The following is a 17511-nucleotide window of genomic DNA, read 5'->3' as shown; positions in this document are numbered from 1 at the left end:
AAGTAACGAAGTTTGATGCAAATGTCAGATCGTATGCGCCTGTTAGGGCGCGGCTGGTAAGAGAGCCTTACAGGCGCATCAGAAAAACCTCCGGCTATGCCGGAGGATATTTATTATTTCAACGGTCTTCTGTTTTTAAACTTTGAAACAATAAAAAAGTCTTCTACGGATTTAACTGGAATTTTTCTGTTTTTTTATCAAAGAAAGATTAAGCGCTTCCGTTAACATGCCCATTCTTTTTTCTTGATTTATATTGCATTTGTATGTGAGGTTATTTATTCATGGATTCAATCTATGAATCACTGACGGAATTAGAAAAAACAGGGCTTACATTGCGTGATTTTTTTAATTCTCATGATAGTCATTCACTGAAATCTGCCTACGTGAGATTAAATCCATCTGCTGCGGTAAACCTTACCGACCGGGCGTGGCTGGAAGCGGAGTATGACTTTAATGCGCTATTCGTCGGCCCTGGCAAGCTGCTGGCTGCGCCTTTCGCTTCAGTGTATCTGGAAGAGGATGCGCTGGTGATGGGAAAGGCGACGCTGGAGATACGGGATTTTATGGCAGCGTTGGGATTATCGGTTAATCAGGAAAGCAATATTCCTGACGATCATATTTCCTGCGTGCTGGAATTGACCACACTATTACTGGCTAATACCCGGCAAACGTCACAATACTGCTCTACCCTCACTCAATATATCAATAACTATTTAACAAAGTGGGTGCCATTATATATCGAAAAAATAAAAACTCATGCATAAACGACCACGTTATATACGGTGGCGGACATCTTATTTTATTGGTTTGATGAATTAAAACGAGAGTATCAATATGAGTAATGAGACGGGACATCTGAACAGACGTTCTTTTTTAAAGGGGATAGTGGCGCTGGGCACCGTTGCGGCTTTACCCGGAGGATTACTGACCTCCCGATGCGCGCTTGCGCAGCCGCCTGTTCCCTTTAACCCTAAAACGTACAAAATTTATCGTAACGCGTGTCCGCGTAACTGCTATGACACCTGTAGCCTCAAGACGTGGGTAAAGGACGGGGTCATTACTTTCGTGGAAGGTGCGCCGGAATCAACATTTACTCACGGTACGCCTTACGTCAAAGGGTTGAGCTATCCGCGCCGGGTTTATAGTCCCGATCGTATTAAATATCCCATGGCGCAGGACGTTCGCGGTAGCGGCAACTGGCGTCGCATCTCATGGGAAGAGGCGATGCAGCGTATTGCCGCCAAAATGCTGGAGATTAAGAAAAAAGACAGTTCTATGCTCGGTCTGGCGCTGACCAAATATTCCGGTAAGTTTGGCGTGCTGAACTATGCCGTTGAAGGGATGATGTCCTCGCTTGGCTATACCACCCGTTTTGCCGGTACGCCGTGCTGGCCTGCCGGTATTGACGCGCAAAACTACGACATGGGCGACATGTGGTGTAACGACCCGGAAGATATGGTGAAAGCAAAATACATCATTATCTGGGGCGCGAACCCAGCCTGGTGCTCAATGCACTCCATGAAATATATCTATCAGGCGCGCGAGAAAGGGGCGAAGGTCGTGGTTATCGACCCGCTGCTGTCGCAGACTGCCGCCAAAGCCGATCTCTACCTGCGCGTACGGCCTGGCTCAGACGGCGCGCTGGCGCTGGGGATGGCGCGCCATCTGGTGGATAAGGGCCTGGTGGATCAGGATTTTGTCAACAACGACGCTCATGGCTATCCGGAATTTGAAGCCTATCTGCGTAACCATGTAACCGTGGAGTGGGCGGCAGAAATCTGCGGGTTGTCGGCACAGGTGATTCGTCAACTGGCGGAAGAGTTTACGGCGGTTAACCCGGCCACGGCCTGGATTGGTTACGGGATGCAGCGTCATGTCAACGGCGGCGCCAACGTTCGCGCTATCGATGCCTTTGTCGCTATGTCCGGCAACATCGGTGTCGAAGGCGGCGGCGCGCGTTATGGCCATCTGCATACCTGGGGCTTTAACTATAACGCCATGCTGCAGAAGCCGCCGGTGGGCGCTATTGGCATACCGGGAGCGGCGGGCACCACCAGTGAATTCGGGGCTGCCGCTGGCAGCGACGCCGTGCAGTACTCCGATCGCTCTCTGAATATTAACCAGACGGCGCAGGGGATTCTGGAGGCCAACGATCCGCCGGTTCGTATGCTGTGGGTCGCCTGTAAAAACCCGTTTGCCCAGGATTTCGATCGCAGCAAGATGAAAAAAGCGTTTGAAAAACTGGAAATGGTGGTCTGCGCCGATCAGTTCTTCAACGAAACGGTGCAACACGCTGATATCGTGCTGCCCGTTACCACCGCGTTTGAAGAGTGGAACGTGGATGCTTCTTACTGGCACTACTGGCTTTCCATTAATCAGCCGGCGATTAAGCCGATGTATGAAGCAAAATGCGACCTTGAAATCGCTACCATGCTGTCGCGCACCATTAATAAGATGGCGCCGGGTTCCTGTACCTTCCCGCAAGAGTTCGATCACAAGCGCTGGCTGGATCAGGAGTTCAACGACGGTATGGCGAAAATGTTCGGCATCTCTTCCTGGGACGATCTGCTGGACGGGCCAAAAAAAGCGATCCTGCCAAGCTCTGCCGCCTGGTACGATCGCAAGTTCAAAACGCCGTCAGGCAAGTATGAATTTAAATCTGAACTGGCGGAGAAAAACGGCCACACCGCGCTGCCGGAATACAAACCGGAAGCCGAGAGCAAACTGCCTTTCCATCTGTTTACGCCGCACGTGCAGTTTGGCCTGCACTCGCAGTTTATCAACCTGGACTGGATGCAGGTGTTCTATCCGGAACCGTTTGTTTATATCCATCCTTCTTCCGCGAAGAAAAAAGGCATTAGCGAAAATGACCGGGTCAAAGTTTTCAACAACATTGGCGAGGTGGAACTGCGGGCAAAAGTCACCACCAACGTGCCGGAAGATTTTCTGGTGATGTATGAAGCGTGGTTCCCGAAACGGCAGTACAACGTGCAAAACGTCGTGGCCGATACGCCTGCTGATATGGGGCTGATGAAAACTGGCGCGCCGGGCGCCGCTATCCACAGTCAGTTTGCTGACGTTGTATTGATCGGTAAAGGGGAATCCGTAGCATGAGACGTGCGTTTTTAGTGAATAGCGATAAGTGCATCGGCTGCCGCGGCTGTGCTATGGCGTGTAAAAGCTTTAACCAACTGGAGCCGGATCGCTTCTGGCGCTACGTTTATCCGTTGGATAAAGACATCTATCCACATGAAGAGCGGGCGTTTTACTCGCTGGCCTGTAACCACTGCGAACATCCGGCCTGCGTCGCCGCCTGTCCGGTCGAAGCCTATACCAAACGTGAAGATGGCGTGGTGGTGCATAACCCTGAGCGCTGCATCGGCTGTAAAAACTGTATTCGTAACTGTCCTTATGGCGCGCCGCGTTTTAATGAAGAGACGCGTAAAGCGGAAAAATGCAGTATATGCTACGAGCGTCTTGATATCGGTATGAATCCGGCGTGCGTGAACGCCTGTCCGGTGGGCGCCTTGTCGATTATCGATTTGGATGCCGATCCTGTGCCCGATAATGCGGTGCAGTATCCGCCAGGGTTCCCGCATATGCCACAGCTCAATCCAGGAACGCGCTTTATTCTGGCGCGCCAGCCTAAGCAGCCGGAGGACAAGTAATGGAAAAATATGAACTGCCGCTGGTGTTTTTTACGGTATTAAGCCAGATGTCTGTCGGGATGGCTTTGGTACTGACATGGCGTACGCTGCGTGGTGAAGTGGAAGGCCAGCGTTTCTATTGGTTGGCCACCGGGCTGGTGCTGGCATTGGCGTCTATTGCCGCGATTCTGCATCTGGCGCATCCCGATCGCGCTTATAATGCGCTGATTAACCTGCGACATGCCTGGTTAAGTCGGGAAATCCTTGGCGCCACGTTGTTTGGCGCAGCGGTCGGCGTAACGTTCCTGGCAAAGGGACATAAAGCGATGGCTCTTATCGCCTCCGTGTTCGGCGTGTTACTGGTGGCGGTGCAGGGGATGACCTACGCCGCGCCAGCGATGGTAGCTATCGCTAATGGATTTACCATGCTGTTATTTTTTATTACGGTATGGGTCATGGGTTGCGCGGCGATTCCGCTGTTAAGACTCAGGCCTGCCGTTCCTGCGTTACGCCAGGGAATTGTGGTGTGTATCGCGGTACTTATCGCGGCGCCGCTGGTGTGGTTAAGCGGGGGAACGGTCATGCAGATGACGGCGCGTTCATGGCTGGCTTCCCCGTTTTATCTGGCAAGCCTGGTTTGCCTTGCGCTCGCTTTTGTCGCCAGCCGTCACGGTGATTCGCGCCCGAAACTCCTGTTCGTCTTGTTATTCGTTGGCGTATTTCTGAGTCGGCTGGTCTTTTTTGGCGACACGGTGAGTACTATTGTGAATATCGGGCATTTGTACTAACGATGATGCAGTAAAAAGCCCTGCCAGGCGTGACCTGGCAGGGCGTGTCAGTTTTTAGCCACCAGGGTTAACGCACAACCAATACTGGCAGCGTCGCATGGCGCACCACGCTTGAGGCGTTAGACCCCAACAGGTGTGTCGTGATAGACGGATTACGCGAACCGATTACCACGACATCCGCATCCAGTTCTTCGCCCATCTCATTGACGACATCGCGCACGCTACCAAAGCGAACATGCGTTTTAATTCGTGAAGGATCGATACTGAAGTGTCCCACCATCGTTTGCAGACGCGTTTCCGCCTCATGCTGTAAATGTTCTTCAAAGCGACGCACGTCGGCGGCAAAGCGGTGCAGACTCATGCTCGCGGACCCAGGCAGTACATGCAACAGATGAATGACGCCATCCTGTTGCGCCAGAAACTCAGCGTGGCGAATGGCTTTATCGCTAAGTTCCATTTCAAAAACATCAACCGGCATAATGATTGTCTTATACATACCCGTTACTCCCTGTTAATCAATACTGAATTTATTCAAGCATATAATAATGTTTCTTTCTGCTATTTGTCTGGCAATTTTAAATATTGCGACAACCTGACGTTAAAAAAGTCGTGTATTTTCCAGGAAAAATCCTAAAGCCGCCTGTTTTTCCGGTAGTCTCTCCGGGATAGCTACCCTTTTATAGTCGAACGCAACATTCACCGTTACCCCGGAGGCTGCATGAAAGCATTGACGTATCACGGTCCACATCACGTAAAGGTTGAAAACGTACCCGATCCCGGCATTGAGCAGCCTGACGATATCATTTTGCGTGTTACCGCCACCGCGATTTGCGGATCTGATTTGCATCTCTATCGCGGCAAGATCCCACAGGTAAAACATGGTGATATTTTCGGCCATGAATTTATGGGCGAGGTGGTGGAAACCGGACATGATGTGAAGAATATTCGGAAAGGGGATCGGGTTGTTATCCCGTTCGTCATTGCTTGTGGCGACTGCTTTTTCTGTCGACTACAGCAATATTCAGCGTGTGAAAACACTAACGACGGACACGGCGCGGCGATGAATAAAAAACAGATCCCGCCGCCGGCGGCGCTGTTTGGTTATAGCCATCTGTATGGCGGCGTTCCCGGCGGACAGGCCGAATATGTTCGCGTGCCAAAAGGTAATGTCGGTCCATTTAAGGTGCCGCCGCTGTTATCTGACGATAAAGCGCTGTTTCTTTCTGATATTTTGCCTACCGCCTGGCAGGCGGCAAAAAATGCCCAGATTCAGCAACGTTCCAGCGTGGCGGTTTTTGGCGCAGGGCCGGTAGGATTACTGACTATCGCCTGTGCGCGACTGCTGGGCGCGGAGCAGATCTTCGTCGTTGATCACCACGCCTGGCGCCTGCGTTTCGCCGAAGAACGTTACGGCGCGATACCGATCAACTTCGATGATGAGAACGATCCGGCGGAAAAAATCATCGAGCAGACGGCAGGACACCGCGGCGTGGACGCGGTAATTGATGCCGTAGGCTTTGAAGCGAAAGGCAGCATGACGGAGACGGTGCTGACGAACCTTAAACTGGAAGGCAGCAGCGGCAAAGCGCTGCGACAATGTATCGCGGCGGTAGGACGCGGCGGCGTGGTCAGCGTGCCCGGCGTGTATGCCGGTTTTATTCACGGCTTTTTATTCGGCGACGCCTTTGATAAGGGGCTAACTTTTAAAATGGGTCAAACCCATGTTCACGCGTGGCTGGGGGAATTATTACCGCTTATTGAAAAAGGGTTGCTGAAGCCGGAGGAGATTGTCACGCACTATATGCCGTTTGAAGAGGCGGCGCGCGGCTACGAAATTTTCGAAAAACGCGAAGAAGAGTGCCGGAAGGTTATCCTGGTGCCGGGAGCGATGTCGGCACAAGCGGCGCAGAAACAGGCGACGGGAGTAATCAACCCGATGCCAGGCGGCGTTGTCTGAAGCAGGCAGAAATGAAAGAGCTAACGGAAAGAGGATGCGCAGGCATCCTCTGTGTAAACGCATTAACGCTTATGCAGATGGTTTAACGCAGGAAGTCGCCCGCGGCTTCAGGCTGATATTCGAGTTCCAGCACTTCGAGATGGGTGGAGGCGCCGCCCGGCAGTTCCCAGTGAATGGTGTCGCCGACGCGCAGTCCCAGCAACGCCGCGCCGACGGGCGCCATTACCGAAAGCTGGGTACTGCTGTCCGTCATATTGGCGGGGTACACCAGCGTCCGCACGCGTGTTTCACCATCGCTCAAATTGCGGAATTTAACGCGGCTGTTCATGGTGACGACATCGTTCGGCATCTCTTGTGGCGAACACATTTGCGCGCGATCCAGTTCGGCGTTGAGCGCGTCGGCAATCGGCAGATCCGCATACGCAGGCTGTTCCAGAAGACGATCAATACGTTCGGCGTCAAGGTCGTTAATGATAATAGTGGGTCTGGACATTTCTTACTCCATGTCATCGATACTGCGAGTAGTGCAGGTAAATGGTCCCAAAAGAAAACCCTCACCGTCTGGCGGCGAGGGTTTAACTCTCATGATGATACTGAGACTTACCCCGTCTTTGAAGTGATTTAGTTCACATTCGGGTAAATCCTCAAACGTCATAGCCCTGAGTGAATTTTAGTCTACATTCGGGCGTGTTCTCAAATGTGGCTACGGTTTTAAACCTCTGCTTCGTCAATAACCGGCTTTATCGATAATAAACTGTTTCCCGCAGTTGCCGGGATGCGGCTGCGGCTGGAATGAGGCAGAGGAGAGCGGGGCGTTAATCATCGACGCCTTTAATGAAAACTGAATCTCTGTTAAATAGGCGGGATTGCCATGGCAGTTTACTTTAACGGCTTTGACATTATCCTGGCCCCACGTTTGTGCGACGACGCTATCAAACTCAGCGCGGCTAACGGTCTTGCCGTAATTATCCGCCAGAAACTGCCCCAGCGCGCTGTCTTTTATCGCCTTATCCAGCCGTATCATGGTGCCGAAATAGGCATTGGGATCAAACCCGAAACAGGCGCCATGTTTGGCATATTCGTAGCGCTCCAGACAGGAATTCCCCCCCGCGCCGGGCATCACTTCCTTAAGCGCTGTCGCGATGTCAGGCGAAAGTCCGGGGGCGGGGGCGGAGCATTTCCGGCTGGCCTTGACTTCAGGCAGATTCGGGATTGGCCGCGTCGCACAACCAAAGCGCTGCCAGCGTCTCTGGTCAACACCGCGTGCGGCGATAGATTTGGGTAATCCTGGCCACAGGCCGTGGACGGTCAGAAAGTCTGCTTTGTTGGCTGGCTCTTTTTGCAGACGGCACTCATCGGGTTCCCGATGGCGGCGTTCATGCTGGCTTTGACAAAAACCGGTTTGCCAGGAAAGCGCCAGCACATAGTCAGTGAAATCACCGTACTGTTGCGCCTGAAGTTCGTCGGCGTTGGCGGCAAAAATCGGGGTTAAGAGGACAGCCAGCAGCGGACTGTAATGCCATATTGTGTTCATGATGAATTCGATAATTTATAGACATTATGAATGTTACTCATTTAATCATAAAAAATGCCGCTCAGGTGAACCTGAACGGCATCATTTTTAACCTACGTTGGCGTAATGTTTAATTCCACATTGCCAGAATCGGCCAGCCCACCAGCAACAGCATTGCGATATAGATAACGCCAAAGATTGCGCCAAGCCGCCAGTAGTCTCTGGATTTCACGTAACCGCAGCCGTAGATAATCACACCAGGGCCGGTGGCATACGGCGTCAGACAGCCCATGATACCGATAGACAGCACCAGCAGAATACACAGTTGTTCCATCGGAACGCCCGGAATGCCTTTACCCACCGCCAGAATGACCGGCAGCATGGTCGCGGTGTGAGCGGAAAGACTGGCGAACAAATAGTGCGCGAAATAGAATACCAGTACCAGTACCAGTACCAGTACCAGTACCAGTACCAGTACCAGTACCAGTACCAGTACCAGTACCAGTACCAGTACCAGTACCAGTACCAGTACCAGTACCAGTACCAGTACCAGTACAATGACGGTTGCATCCGGCGAGAAACCTTCCAGATGCGTACTCATGGTATTGGCGAACCAGTCAATAAAGCCGGAGCGGGTTAAGCCATTGGCCATGACCACCAGCGTAGCGAGGTTCACCAGGGTGTTCCAGGCGCTGTTGTAGCGCGTAATATCTTTCCACGGCACAACATGCAGCGCCAGCATCAGCGAGACGGCCAGCAGACCCACGGCAGTGGCGTTGATGATTTTTCCACCAAAAACCCACAATCCTAAGCTAAGCAGCACCAGGCCAATCAGCGTCCACTCTTTGCGGGACAGACGCCCCATGTTTTTTAACTCGCCGCCAGCCCAGGCCGCGACTTCCGCACTGTGGGTCACTTCAGGTTTATAAAGCACATAGGAGAGCCACGGCGCAACGATCAGTAAAATAATCCCTACCGGCAGAAAGCTGAGAAACCACTGCAGCCAGCTAATCTGGACCCCGGCGATCTTGCTGACGAACTCCAGACCTAACACGTTTGGCGCCGCGCCAGTGACAAACATCGAAGAGCTCAGGCTGGTACTGATCACCATCATCCACATCAAATAACCGCCGATGCGGCGTGCGGAAGGATCGTTTGGAAACGATTTAAACAGCGGCGGCAGGTTCTTGATAACCGGGAAGACAGTCCCGCCGGTACGAGCCGTATTGGAGGGAGTAAACGGCGCCAGCAAAATATCGATAATGACAATCGCATAGCCGAGCGTCAGCGTGCGTTTACCCATGAATTTTACCAGAAACAGCGCAATGCGGCGCCCCAGTCCGGTCACTTCGTAGCCCAGCGCGAAAATAAACGCGCCGAAAACCAGCCAGACCGTGGTGCTGGAGAAACCGGCAAGCCCCCATTTCAGCGCCTGTTTACTGGCTTTAAACGCCGGATCGGCCAGTTCTGAAGCGTCAAATAGCAGGTAATTGCTGCCGATAACGCAAATGGTTACGGCGATAAAACTGATCGCTGTCGCCGGGATCGGCTCCAGGATCATACCGACAATCATCGCGACGAAAACCGCAAAATAGTGCCAGGCCTGCGGCGGCATACCATCTGGAACAGGAATTAGCAACATGACGCCCATCACCACTAATGGGGCCAACAACTTCCATATATTATCTTTGGATAAAGACATAAATGACTCTCCGGAAAGGATATTTTCTATAATTGTGTTAATGATTAACTTGCGAAATTTGCGCTAAAAACCAGGTCACGATCAGCAGATCGGCGCTACCGCCTGGGCTGAGATTGCGTTCAATGCATTGCTGATCGAACCGGTGGAGATAAACGAGATCATCAGGCGTCCGTATGCCGCCCTGATGTAATAAGACCGCCGCCTGCTGCTGTAACCAGCGCAGACCGTCCGCCCCGCCGCGCGAAGCGACGTTGGTATCGCCGTTAAGCGACATCAGCAGCAGTAAGGTATCAAGCAGCGCCAGTTCCGGATCGCGCCCCTGCGCCAGCAATGCGCGGTAGTGCGGCAACGCGTGGCGGATGACCAGCGGATAGCCCGCTTCCGCTTCACCGCGCGCGCCGGTTAATCCCAGTTGCTGATACAGCCGCTGGCCTGCGGTGAGCTGTAGGTTGTTCTGGCGCAGTTCGCGCGTGGTCAGGCCGCGGCAAAAATCGGCGGCGGTAGCGCAGAGTGTTTCTGCGGCGATCGGCTGGCGTAGCTGATACAGGCGGCCAATGGCGGCGCACAGTAACCCCAGCGAGAAAATGCTGCCTTTATGGGTATTGACGCCCGCCGTTGCGCGAAACATCGCTGCTTCACAGGCCATCCCCAATGGACGCAGGCCCGCCAGAACTGACTCTGGTGGCAGGCGCGTGCAGCTGGCGCCATATTCCATAAAGCGCGGCAGCCAGTGTCGAATCGCCTCCGCGCTGCGGTGAAAATCCGCCAGCGCCATATCTTTGTGCGCGCCGCAGTTTAGTCGGTCTACCAGACCGGGTTTTGGCGATAAATTTACCTCGGTCAGCATGGCGCGCCAGGCCAAATCGGCCCAGGCGTCATACAGCGACTGAGGCTGAATGGAGGCGTTAGTCGGGTTGACGGGAATCGGCATCATGCAGCAGCGCCTCCATATGAGTCAGTAAATCAGTCAGCGCGTGGGTTTTACCCCGCGCGCATTCAGCCGCGCTTTGCCCGCACAGCAGACAGCGGCGAGCGGGAAGCGCGAAATGGCGGCGAGAGAGTATTTCGCCTTCCGCCGTCAGGACATCGATATCCCACAGGCGCCCCAGTGGATAACGCTGTTCCAGCGCGATGGTCGCCTGTTTGAGCGCCTGAGCGGGCGCGTCAATCGCCAGCAACCCTTCCGGCCCGCTGGCGGAAGCCAGTGCAGCCTGCTCCCGGATGGTCCAGCCATACTCTTCTGCCAGCGTGTGCAGGGCAGTCACGCCGTGATTAAAGATCCGGCGGGTTAACGCGCTGTCTTTCATCGGGCCTGGCGCCACCACGGTAAAGGAGACCAGTGGAGTGGCGTGGCTTATTCCTTCACCTGATGCACCACATCGATCACTGAACCGTCGCGATAACGCACGACAGCAATCACGCGGTCGGTGAATTCGATAGGGCGGGGCTGACCGGTAAGCAGTTGCGCGCGTTCGCGCAGCCACTCAATCGATACCACTTTCATTCCCGCTGCTTTCAGGCGTTCAGCCAACTCCGGACGCGCCGGATTGACGGCGATACCGTGATCGGTGACCAGAATGTCAACGCTGGAGCCCGGTGTGACGCAGGTGGTGACGTTATCAACCAGCGTTGGGATGCGACCGCGCACCAGCGGCGCGACGATGATGGACAGCGCCGCCGCGACGGCGGTATCGCAGTGACCGCCGGACGCGCCGCGTAGAACGCCGTCGGAGCCGGTCAGCACGTTAACATTGAAGTGGGTGTCTACTTCCAGCGCGCTCAGTACCACCACGTCCAGACGGTCGACGGAAGCGCCTTTAGAGCCCCAGTTGGCGTACTGGTTAGCGCTGATTTCGATATGGTTCGGGTTGCGGGCCAAAGATTGCGCAGCGTTACGATCGAAGCTCTGCACGTCAAGCAGTTTGCGGATTAAGCCCTTTTCATGCAGGTTGACCATGGTGGCGGTGATACCGCCCAGCGCGAAATTAGCCACAATGTTGCGGCTACGCATTTTGTCTTCCAGGAAGCGGGTGACCGCCAGCGATGCGCCGCCGGTGCCGGTTTGCAGGGAGAAACCTTCGTTGAAGTAGCCGGAGTGAGCAATGACTTCCGCCGCGCTGCGGGCGATCAGCAGTTCACGCGGATTAGTGGTCATGCGGGTCGCGCCAGCGCCGATTTTGTTTGCATCACCGACTTCTTCGATTTGCACGATCAGATCAACCTGATCCTGAGCGATGCTTGCCGGGTTATGCGGATACGGCAGCAGTTGCTCCGTCAGCATCACGACCTGCTTCGCGCTGTCGGCATCCACCATCGCGTAGCCCAGAGAACCGCAACAGGCTTTGCCGGTATAACCGTTAGCATTACCGAATTCATCGCAGGAGGGCACGCCAAGAAACGCAACATCAATATTGAGTTCGCCGCTTTGTACCAGATGCACACGACCGCCGTGGGAGTGAATCTGAACCGGCTCAGCCAGCAGGCCGCGAGAAATTTCTTCCGCCAGCGGGCCGCGCAGGCCTGACGTGTAGATGCGGCTGACCACCCCGTTACGAATGTGTTCAACCAGCGGCGCGTGGCAGTCGCTCAGCGAGCTGGAGGCCAGGGTCAGATTTTTGAAGCCCATCTTCGCGATGGTTTCCATCACCAGGTTAATCGTCAGATCGCCGCCGCGAAAAGCGTGGTGAAAGGAAAGCGTCATGCCGTCGCGTAAACCGGAACGGCGGATGGCCTCTTCCAGGCTGGCGCACAGTTTGTGGTCGCGCGGTTTTTGCGCTTGTAGATCCAATTTTGCCGCACTTTGGTAAGCGCTCAGTTCGCTTTCAGCGTGACGGCTCCAGGCTACTACGCGATCCTGGCGTTGAGATTCATTTTTCTGCGTCATTTTTTTGCCTTATTCTTCGCGAATACCGGAAAGTTCTGCACGGGAGAGCACCAGACGGGCGCGTTCAATCACCGGGCTGTCGACCATCTTGCCGTTAAGGGAAACGACGCCGAGACCTTCGCGGGCGGCGGCTTCTGCGGCCTCAACGACCAGACGCGCATGGGCGACCTCTTTACGCGTCGGCGCATAAAGGTTGTGCAGCAGTTCTATCTGGCGGGGGTTGATCAGTGACTTACCGTCAAAGCCCAACTGTTTAATGTGGGCGGCTTCTTGCAGGAAACCGGCTTCGTTGTTGGCGTCGGAATAGACGGTATCGAAGGCCTGAATGCCGGCGGAACGCGCGGCCTGCAAAATGGCGCAGCGGGCGAACAGCAGTTCGGTGCCTTCCGGAGAGCGTTCGGTGCGCAGGTTGCGAACATAGTCTTCCGCGCCCAGCGCAATCCCGATCAACCGTTCAGAGGCGTGGGCGATTTCTACCGCGCGGGTAATACCCAGCGGCGATTCCACGGCGGCTAACAGGCCGGTACTGCCCGGTTCGCGACCGCAGGCGTTTTCAATGCGCAGAATTTCGTTTTCGATATCAATGACGTCCTGCGCGGTGTCGGTTTTCGGTAAACGCACCACGTCCGCGCCGCCGCGCACGACCGCTTCCAGATCGTTGACGCCCCATTCGGAGTCCAGCGCATTCACGCGGACGATGGTTTCGACGTCACGGTAAAGCGGATGTTGCAGCGCGTGATATACCAGACGGCGCGCCGCGTCTTTTTCGCGTAATGCAACGGAGTCTTCCAGGTCGAACATCAGCGCGTCGGCCGGGTAGATAAACGAATTGTTCACCATCGCCGCGTTGGCGCCCGGTACGAATAACATACTGCGGCGGGTGCGGGTTTTACGTTGTTGCAGAGAGGCGGAAATCATTGGCGATCCTCCCAGGGCAGAGCGGCAATACCGCTGGCGCGCGCCAGTAGCGTTTCCAGTCGGGCGCGCAAAATGCAGTCCAGAGCGCCTTTATCATCGACGTTCAGTTGTACGCCGCGCACGTCGTAGCGAGAAAGCACCTCCAGGATGGTGGCGCGAATGGCCTCGCCAAACTGTTTTTCAACGCTACTGTTAATTTGCAGGTCAATATCCTGCGTATCGAGCGGCGCAATGCGTATCATCACATCGCCGGACTCAAGCGTGCCTGCGACGGCTAGCTGGTTTATTTTCATTTTTCACCTGTTGCTAATACGGGGGACTTTTGACGGGCTGCCGCGCTGCCCGGATGGCGTTCGACCATGCCCTGCAAATAGCGCAGGGTGGCGTCGGGAACCAGCGGCGCGATAGCCGTGAGATCGTGTTTAACCAGCAGCTTGCGTACCCAGGAGGCGGATATCGGCGTCTCCTGGAAGCAAAGCCGCTCTATTTCCACCAGCGTAATGGGTGGGGCGGGAAGCGTTGGCGTCTCCAGCCAGAAACGCATATCAAGGTTGTACTGGGCGGTAACGGTACAAAACGGCTCCGTACCGACAAAGCGGTGTGTGATGCCAAGCGCGGGCGCCAGATACTGGCGGAAAATCTTCAGGTCGATTTCGGTATAACAGTGATTAATGACGCTCTGCTCTTTAATGAAATAGCAGGGGAACGTCGCACGAGAAATAATGTATTCGGAGCCGCGATGAACGGTTAAGCGCGGGATATCGGTAGTCCCTTTAAGGACCAGATCGAGTCGGTCTTCATAGGGAAAGCGTGACGTATCTTCTTTGACCAGGAACAGATGCAGCCAGTCGCACTGTGCCGCCGCCTGTTGGATCAGATAGCGATGGCCGTGCGTGAAAGGATTGGCGTTCATCACAATACAGCCAATTTTCTTTCCCTCGTGACGCAATGTCGCCAGCGATTCCGCATACCGTTTCAACCGGGTCGCGCTATTTTCCATTAAGACCATCACGCCAGGGACGCTGGCTATCGTCGAAAAGCTGCACTGTTTAAACAGCGCTTCGTATTCCGTTTTGGTATAAATAAAAAGATGGGTGCAGTGCCGTTCCCAGGCGAGATTAATCAATTCCGTCGCCAGCGTTAACGCTAAGCCTTCACCGCGTACTGATTCGCTAATGGCCACGCATTTAATGATATTTCCGGCAATACCGCCGCAGGCAATAAGACGGTCATCACGGCTGACGGTAATAAACACTTCTACAGTGGTATCGACGCTTAAATCATTCTCTTTGAGAAAGTGAGCGATCTCCGCCATTTTTTATTTTCAGAGCGTTTTACCCGAGTGAATACATTATTGCCAAACATAGTAAGAAATATCCTGGTGATATGCTTGTTGCCACTTTTCTGTATATGTTGCGTTGTGTTGCAACTTGATAACTTTTTCTTTTCAGTCAGAGTGGGAGTATTTTTATGACGAGTTATTTATTTTTCTCTCTGACGTATACATCGTAAGGAGTATTTTGGTGGTAAATTTTGATTTATTTCACAAAGCGTTAGATGGTTTTTAAGTGTTTTATGGTTTTAAGTTTTTTAATTAATTTAATCGCCATTCCGGCAGTGGGTTTTAGTTGTTTAATTGATTTAATGTGGGGAATCTGTAACGATTGGTTTTTATATGCTTCAAGATACTCAAAACATTTTTATTACATTTGCGATAAATCTGTAGAGAAATACCCATAAGGAACCTTAATGTCCTATCAGAAAAATAAAAAGCTGTTTCCTTTTTTTCGGCAACTCGCGTTTCCGTTACGTATTTTTCTGCTCATTCTGGTGGTTTCTGTTTTCATCGTGGCAGCGTTAGCACAATATTTGTCTGCCAGTTTCGAAGATTATCTGGCGTCCCATGTTCGTGACATGGCGATGAATCAGGCAAAAATTATTGCTTCTAACGACAGCATTATCGCTGCCGTAAAAAACCGGGACTATAAACGCCTGGCGATAATTGCGAATAAACTGCAGCGCGGGACGGATTTTGACTATGTGGTGATAGGCGATCGCCACTCGATCCGGCTTTACCATCCGAATCCGGAAAAAATCGGCTATCCCATGCAGTTTACGAAACCCGGCGCGCTGGAAAGAGGAGAAAGTTATTTCATTACCGGTAAGGGCTCAATAGGGATGGCGATGCGCGCCAAAACGCCTATCTTTGACAACGAAGGCAACGTGATCGGCGTTGTTTCAATTGGCTATCTGGTCAGTAAAATCGACTCCTGGCGGCTGGACTTCTTATTACCGATGGCGGGGGTTTTTGTCCTGTTGCTGGTGGTATTAATGCTGCTTTCCTGGTTTTTCGCCGCGCATATCCGCCGACAAATGCTGGGCATGGAGCCGAAACAGATTGCGCGCGTGGTACGCCAGCAGGAGGCGTTATTTAGCTCGGTTTATGAAGGGCTGATCGCCGTTGATCCGGAGGGACATATCACCGCGATTAACCGCAATGCGAGAAAAATGTTGGGGCTGCCGTCGCCGGGGCGTCAGTGGCTGGGCAAGCTGATAGCGGAAGTCGTCAATCCGGCAGACTTTTTTACCTGCCAGATCGCAGAAAGACGCCAGGACGTGATGGCCAACTTCAATGGCCTGAGCGTCATCGCCAATCGTGAGGCTATCCGTTCCGGCGAGGAGCTGCTGGGCGCTATTATTAGTTTTCGCAGCAAAGATGAAATCGCGACGTTGAACGCGCAGCTAACCCAGATTAAACAGTATGTTGAGAGCCTGCGCACGCTACGCCATGAGCACCTGAACTGGATGTCGACTCTGAACGGCCTGCTGCAAATGAAAGAGTATGATCGGGTCAGAGAGATGGTGCAGGGCGAATCGCAGGCGCAGCAGCAACTTATTGATAGTTTACGCGGCGCCTTCGCCGATCGTCAGGTGGCCGGTTTGCTGTTTGGCAAAGTTCAGCGCGCGCGTGAACTGGGGCTCAAGATGGTGATTGTTCCCGGCAGCCAGTTACATCAACTGCCGGAGGGGCTGGATAGCACGGAGTTCGCCGCCATCGTCGGGAATCTGCTGGATAACGCGTTTGAGGCGAGTTTACGTACACAGGAAGGCGACAATACCATCGAACTTTTCCTGAGCGACGAGGGCGACGAGGTGGTGATAGAGGTCGCCGACCAGGGCTGCGGCGTTCCTGAAGCGCTGCGGGAAAAAATTTTTGAGCAGGGCGTAAGTACCCGAGCTGACGAACCCGGTGAGCATGGTATCGGGTTATATCTGATTGCAAGTTATGTGGGGCGCTGTGGCGGGGTCATTACGCTGGAAGACAATGATCCTTGTGGCACCTTATTTTCTTTATTCCTTCCGAAAGTGAAAAAAAACGATGACAGAACCATTAACCCTATTGATCGTTGAGGATGAAACGCTGCTGGCGGAAATGCACGCAGAATATATCCGCCATATTCCTGGCTTTAACCAGATATGGCTGGCGGGCAATCTGGCGCAGGCGAGAATGATGATTGACCGGTTCAAACCTGGATTAATTCTGTTGGATAATTATCTGCCGGATGGGAAGGGGATTACGCTGCTGCATGAATTAATGCAGTCGCGCTATCCCGGCGGCGTCGTGTTTACGACCGCCGCCAGTGACATGGAGACGGTAGCGGAAGCGGTACGTAGCGGCGCGTTTGATTATCTGGTCAAACCTATTGCTTATGAGCGTTTGGGGCAGACGCTGACCCGTTATCAACAGCGCAGACGTATGCTGGCGAGCGCGGATAGCGCAAGCCAGAAGCAGATAGATGAAATGTTCAACGCCTATGCGCGCGGCGAACCGAAAGGGGATTTGCCGACAGGTATTGATGCCTTAACCCTTAATGCGGTGATGAAGCTGTTTGCCGATCCAACCGTACGCCATACGGCTGAAACGGTCGCGCAGGCCTTAACGATAAGCCGCACCACATCCCGACGCTACCTGGAATATTGCGCGAGTCGGCACCTGATTGTCGCAGAGATTATTCATGGCAAAGTGGGCAGGCCGCAGCGTATTTATCACGGCGGCTAAGCCCGCTTTAAGATGCCGGAGCGATGTTTTCCCTCGCCCCGG

Annotated in this window: 14 protein-coding genes and 3 pseudogenes; 7 read left to right on the top strand and 10 right to left on the bottom strand. The window is 53.5% G+C overall.

Features of this window, described 5'->3' with window-relative positions; translation table 11 throughout:
• Nucleotides 1–281: 281 nt before the first annotated feature.
• The 4 genes and pseudogenes from AAYN39_RS05310 (at nt 282) to AAYN39_RS05295 (ending at nt 4435) form a co-directional block, all read left to right on the top strand.
• Nucleotides 282–842, top strand: a pseudogene (locus tag AAYN39_RS05310) (molecular chaperone).
• Nucleotides 835–3114 (top strand): molybdopterin-dependent oxidoreductase, encoded by a 2280-nt coding sequence (locus tag AAYN39_RS05305; RefSeq protein ID WP_000064331.1) that lies wholly within the window; start codon nt 835–837, stop codon nt 3112–3114. The pseudogene AAYN39_RS05310 and the gene AAYN39_RS05305 overlap by 8 nt, the downstream one beginning before the upstream one ends.
• Nucleotides 3111–3668 (top strand): 4Fe-4S dicluster domain-containing protein, encoded by a 558-nt coding sequence (locus tag AAYN39_RS05300; protein ID WP_001250378.1) that lies wholly within the window; start codon nt 3111–3113, stop codon nt 3666–3668. Before AAYN39_RS05305 ends, AAYN39_RS05300 begins: the two co-directional genes overlap by 4 nt.
• The gene (locus AAYN39_RS05295) at nt 3668–4435 is read left to right on the top strand and encodes a dimethyl sulfoxide reductase anchor subunit family protein (RefSeq protein ID WP_000417104.1); all 768 of its coding nucleotides are present in this window, start codon (nt 3668–3670) and stop codon (nt 4433–4435) included. Before AAYN39_RS05300 ends, AAYN39_RS05295 begins: the two co-directional genes overlap by 1 nt.
• A gap of 67 nt (nt 4436–4502) precedes the next feature.
• On the opposite strand, the gene uspG is transcribed toward AAYN39_RS05295, so the two are convergent.
• A complete protein-coding gene (gene uspG, locus AAYN39_RS05290) occupies nt 4503–4931 on the bottom strand; it encodes a universal stress protein UspG (RefSeq protein ID WP_000278499.1) in 429 nt (142 codons plus the stop codon).
• Nucleotides 4932–5153: 222 nt separating this feature from the next.
• On the opposite strand from uspG, the gene AAYN39_RS05285 reads away from it, so the two are divergent.
• A complete protein-coding gene (locus AAYN39_RS05285; protein ID WP_000646123.1) occupies nt 5154–6392 on the top strand; it encodes a zinc-dependent alcohol dehydrogenase in 1239 nt (412 codons plus the stop codon).
• Nucleotides 6393–6474: 82 nt separating this feature from the next.
• Here the strand turns inward: AAYN39_RS05285 and rnk are convergent, their stop codons facing one another.
• The 9 genes and pseudogenes from rnk to citC form a co-directional block, all read right to left on the bottom strand.
• Entirely contained in the window at nt 6475–6885 is a 411-nt protein-coding gene (gene rnk / locus AAYN39_RS05280; protein WP_000089748.1) for a nucleoside diphosphate kinase regulator, read from the bottom strand.
• A 234-nt stretch (nt 6886–7119) separates the two neighbouring features.
• On the bottom strand, nt 7120–7926 hold the full coding sequence (gene rna / locus AAYN39_RS05275) for a ribonuclease I (protein ID WP_001092588.1): 807 nt from the start codon (nt 7924–7926) through the stop codon (nt 7120–7122).
• 109 nt (nt 7927–8035) lie between these two features.
• Nucleotides 8036–9607 (bottom strand): anion permease, encoded by a 1572-nt coding sequence (locus AAYN39_RS05270; RefSeq protein WP_000059037.1) that lies wholly within the window; start codon nt 9605–9607, stop codon nt 8036–8038.
• Nucleotides 9608–9644: 37 nt separating this feature from the next.
• Nucleotides 9645–10541 carry a triphosphoribosyl-dephospho-CoA synthase CitG gene (gene citG, locus AAYN39_RS05265; protein WP_000982670.1) on the bottom strand — a complete coding sequence of 299 codons (897 nt, stop codon included), beginning with the start codon at nt 10539–10541 and terminating at the stop codon, nt 9645–9647.
• A pseudogene (citX, locus tag AAYN39_RS05260) lies at nt 10513–10959 on the bottom strand (citrate lyase holo-[acyl-carrier protein] synthase); the annotation flags it as partial. The gene citG and the pseudogene citX, both read right to left, overlap by 29 nt.
• A gap of 2 nt (nt 10960–10961) precedes the next feature.
• The gene (citF, locus tag AAYN39_RS05255; protein WP_000192347.1) at nt 10962–12491 is read right to left on the bottom strand and encodes a citrate lyase subunit alpha; all 1530 of its coding nucleotides are present in this window, start codon (nt 12489–12491) and stop codon (nt 10962–10964) included.
• Between the two features lie 9 nt (nt 12492–12500).
• The gene (citE, locus tag AAYN39_RS05250) at nt 12501–13409 is read right to left on the bottom strand and encodes a citrate (pro-3S)-lyase subunit beta (protein WP_000622335.1); all 909 of its coding nucleotides are present in this window, start codon (nt 13407–13409) and stop codon (nt 12501–12503) included.
• A complete protein-coding gene (gene citD, locus AAYN39_RS05245; protein ID WP_000700679.1) occupies nt 13406–13702 on the bottom strand; it encodes a citrate lyase acyl carrier protein in 297 nt (98 codons plus the stop codon). The genes citE and citD overlap by 4 nt, the downstream gene beginning before the upstream one ends.
• A pseudogene (citC, locus tag AAYN39_RS05240) lies at nt 13699–14774 on the bottom strand ([citrate (pro-3S)-lyase] ligase). The gene citD and the pseudogene citC overlap by 4 nt, the downstream one beginning before the upstream one ends.
• 384 nt (nt 14775–15158) lie before the next feature.
• Here citC and dpiB point away from each other — a divergent pair.
• The gene (gene dpiB, locus AAYN39_RS05235) at nt 15159–16820 is read left to right on the top strand and encodes a sensor histidine kinase DpiB (RefSeq protein WP_000121811.1); all 1662 of its coding nucleotides are present in this window, start codon (nt 15159–15161) and stop codon (nt 16818–16820) included.
• Complete coding sequence (gene dpiA / locus AAYN39_RS05230; protein ID WP_000138786.1) at nt 16789–17469, top strand: two-component response regulator DpiA; 681 nt, start codon at nt 16789–16791, stop codon at nt 17467–17469. The genes dpiB and dpiA overlap by 32 nt, the downstream gene beginning before the upstream one ends.
• Nucleotides 17470–17511 lie beyond the last annotated feature (42 nt).

Origin of the sequence: Salmonella sp. K21076, from assembly GCF_039650795.1 — a bacterium.
Lineage (GTDB): Bacteria > Pseudomonadota > Gammaproteobacteria > Enterobacterales > Enterobacteriaceae > Salmonella > Salmonella enterica.
Note: the sequence above shows the minus strand (reverse complement) of the source record. Positions and strands in the feature narration are given on the sequence as shown.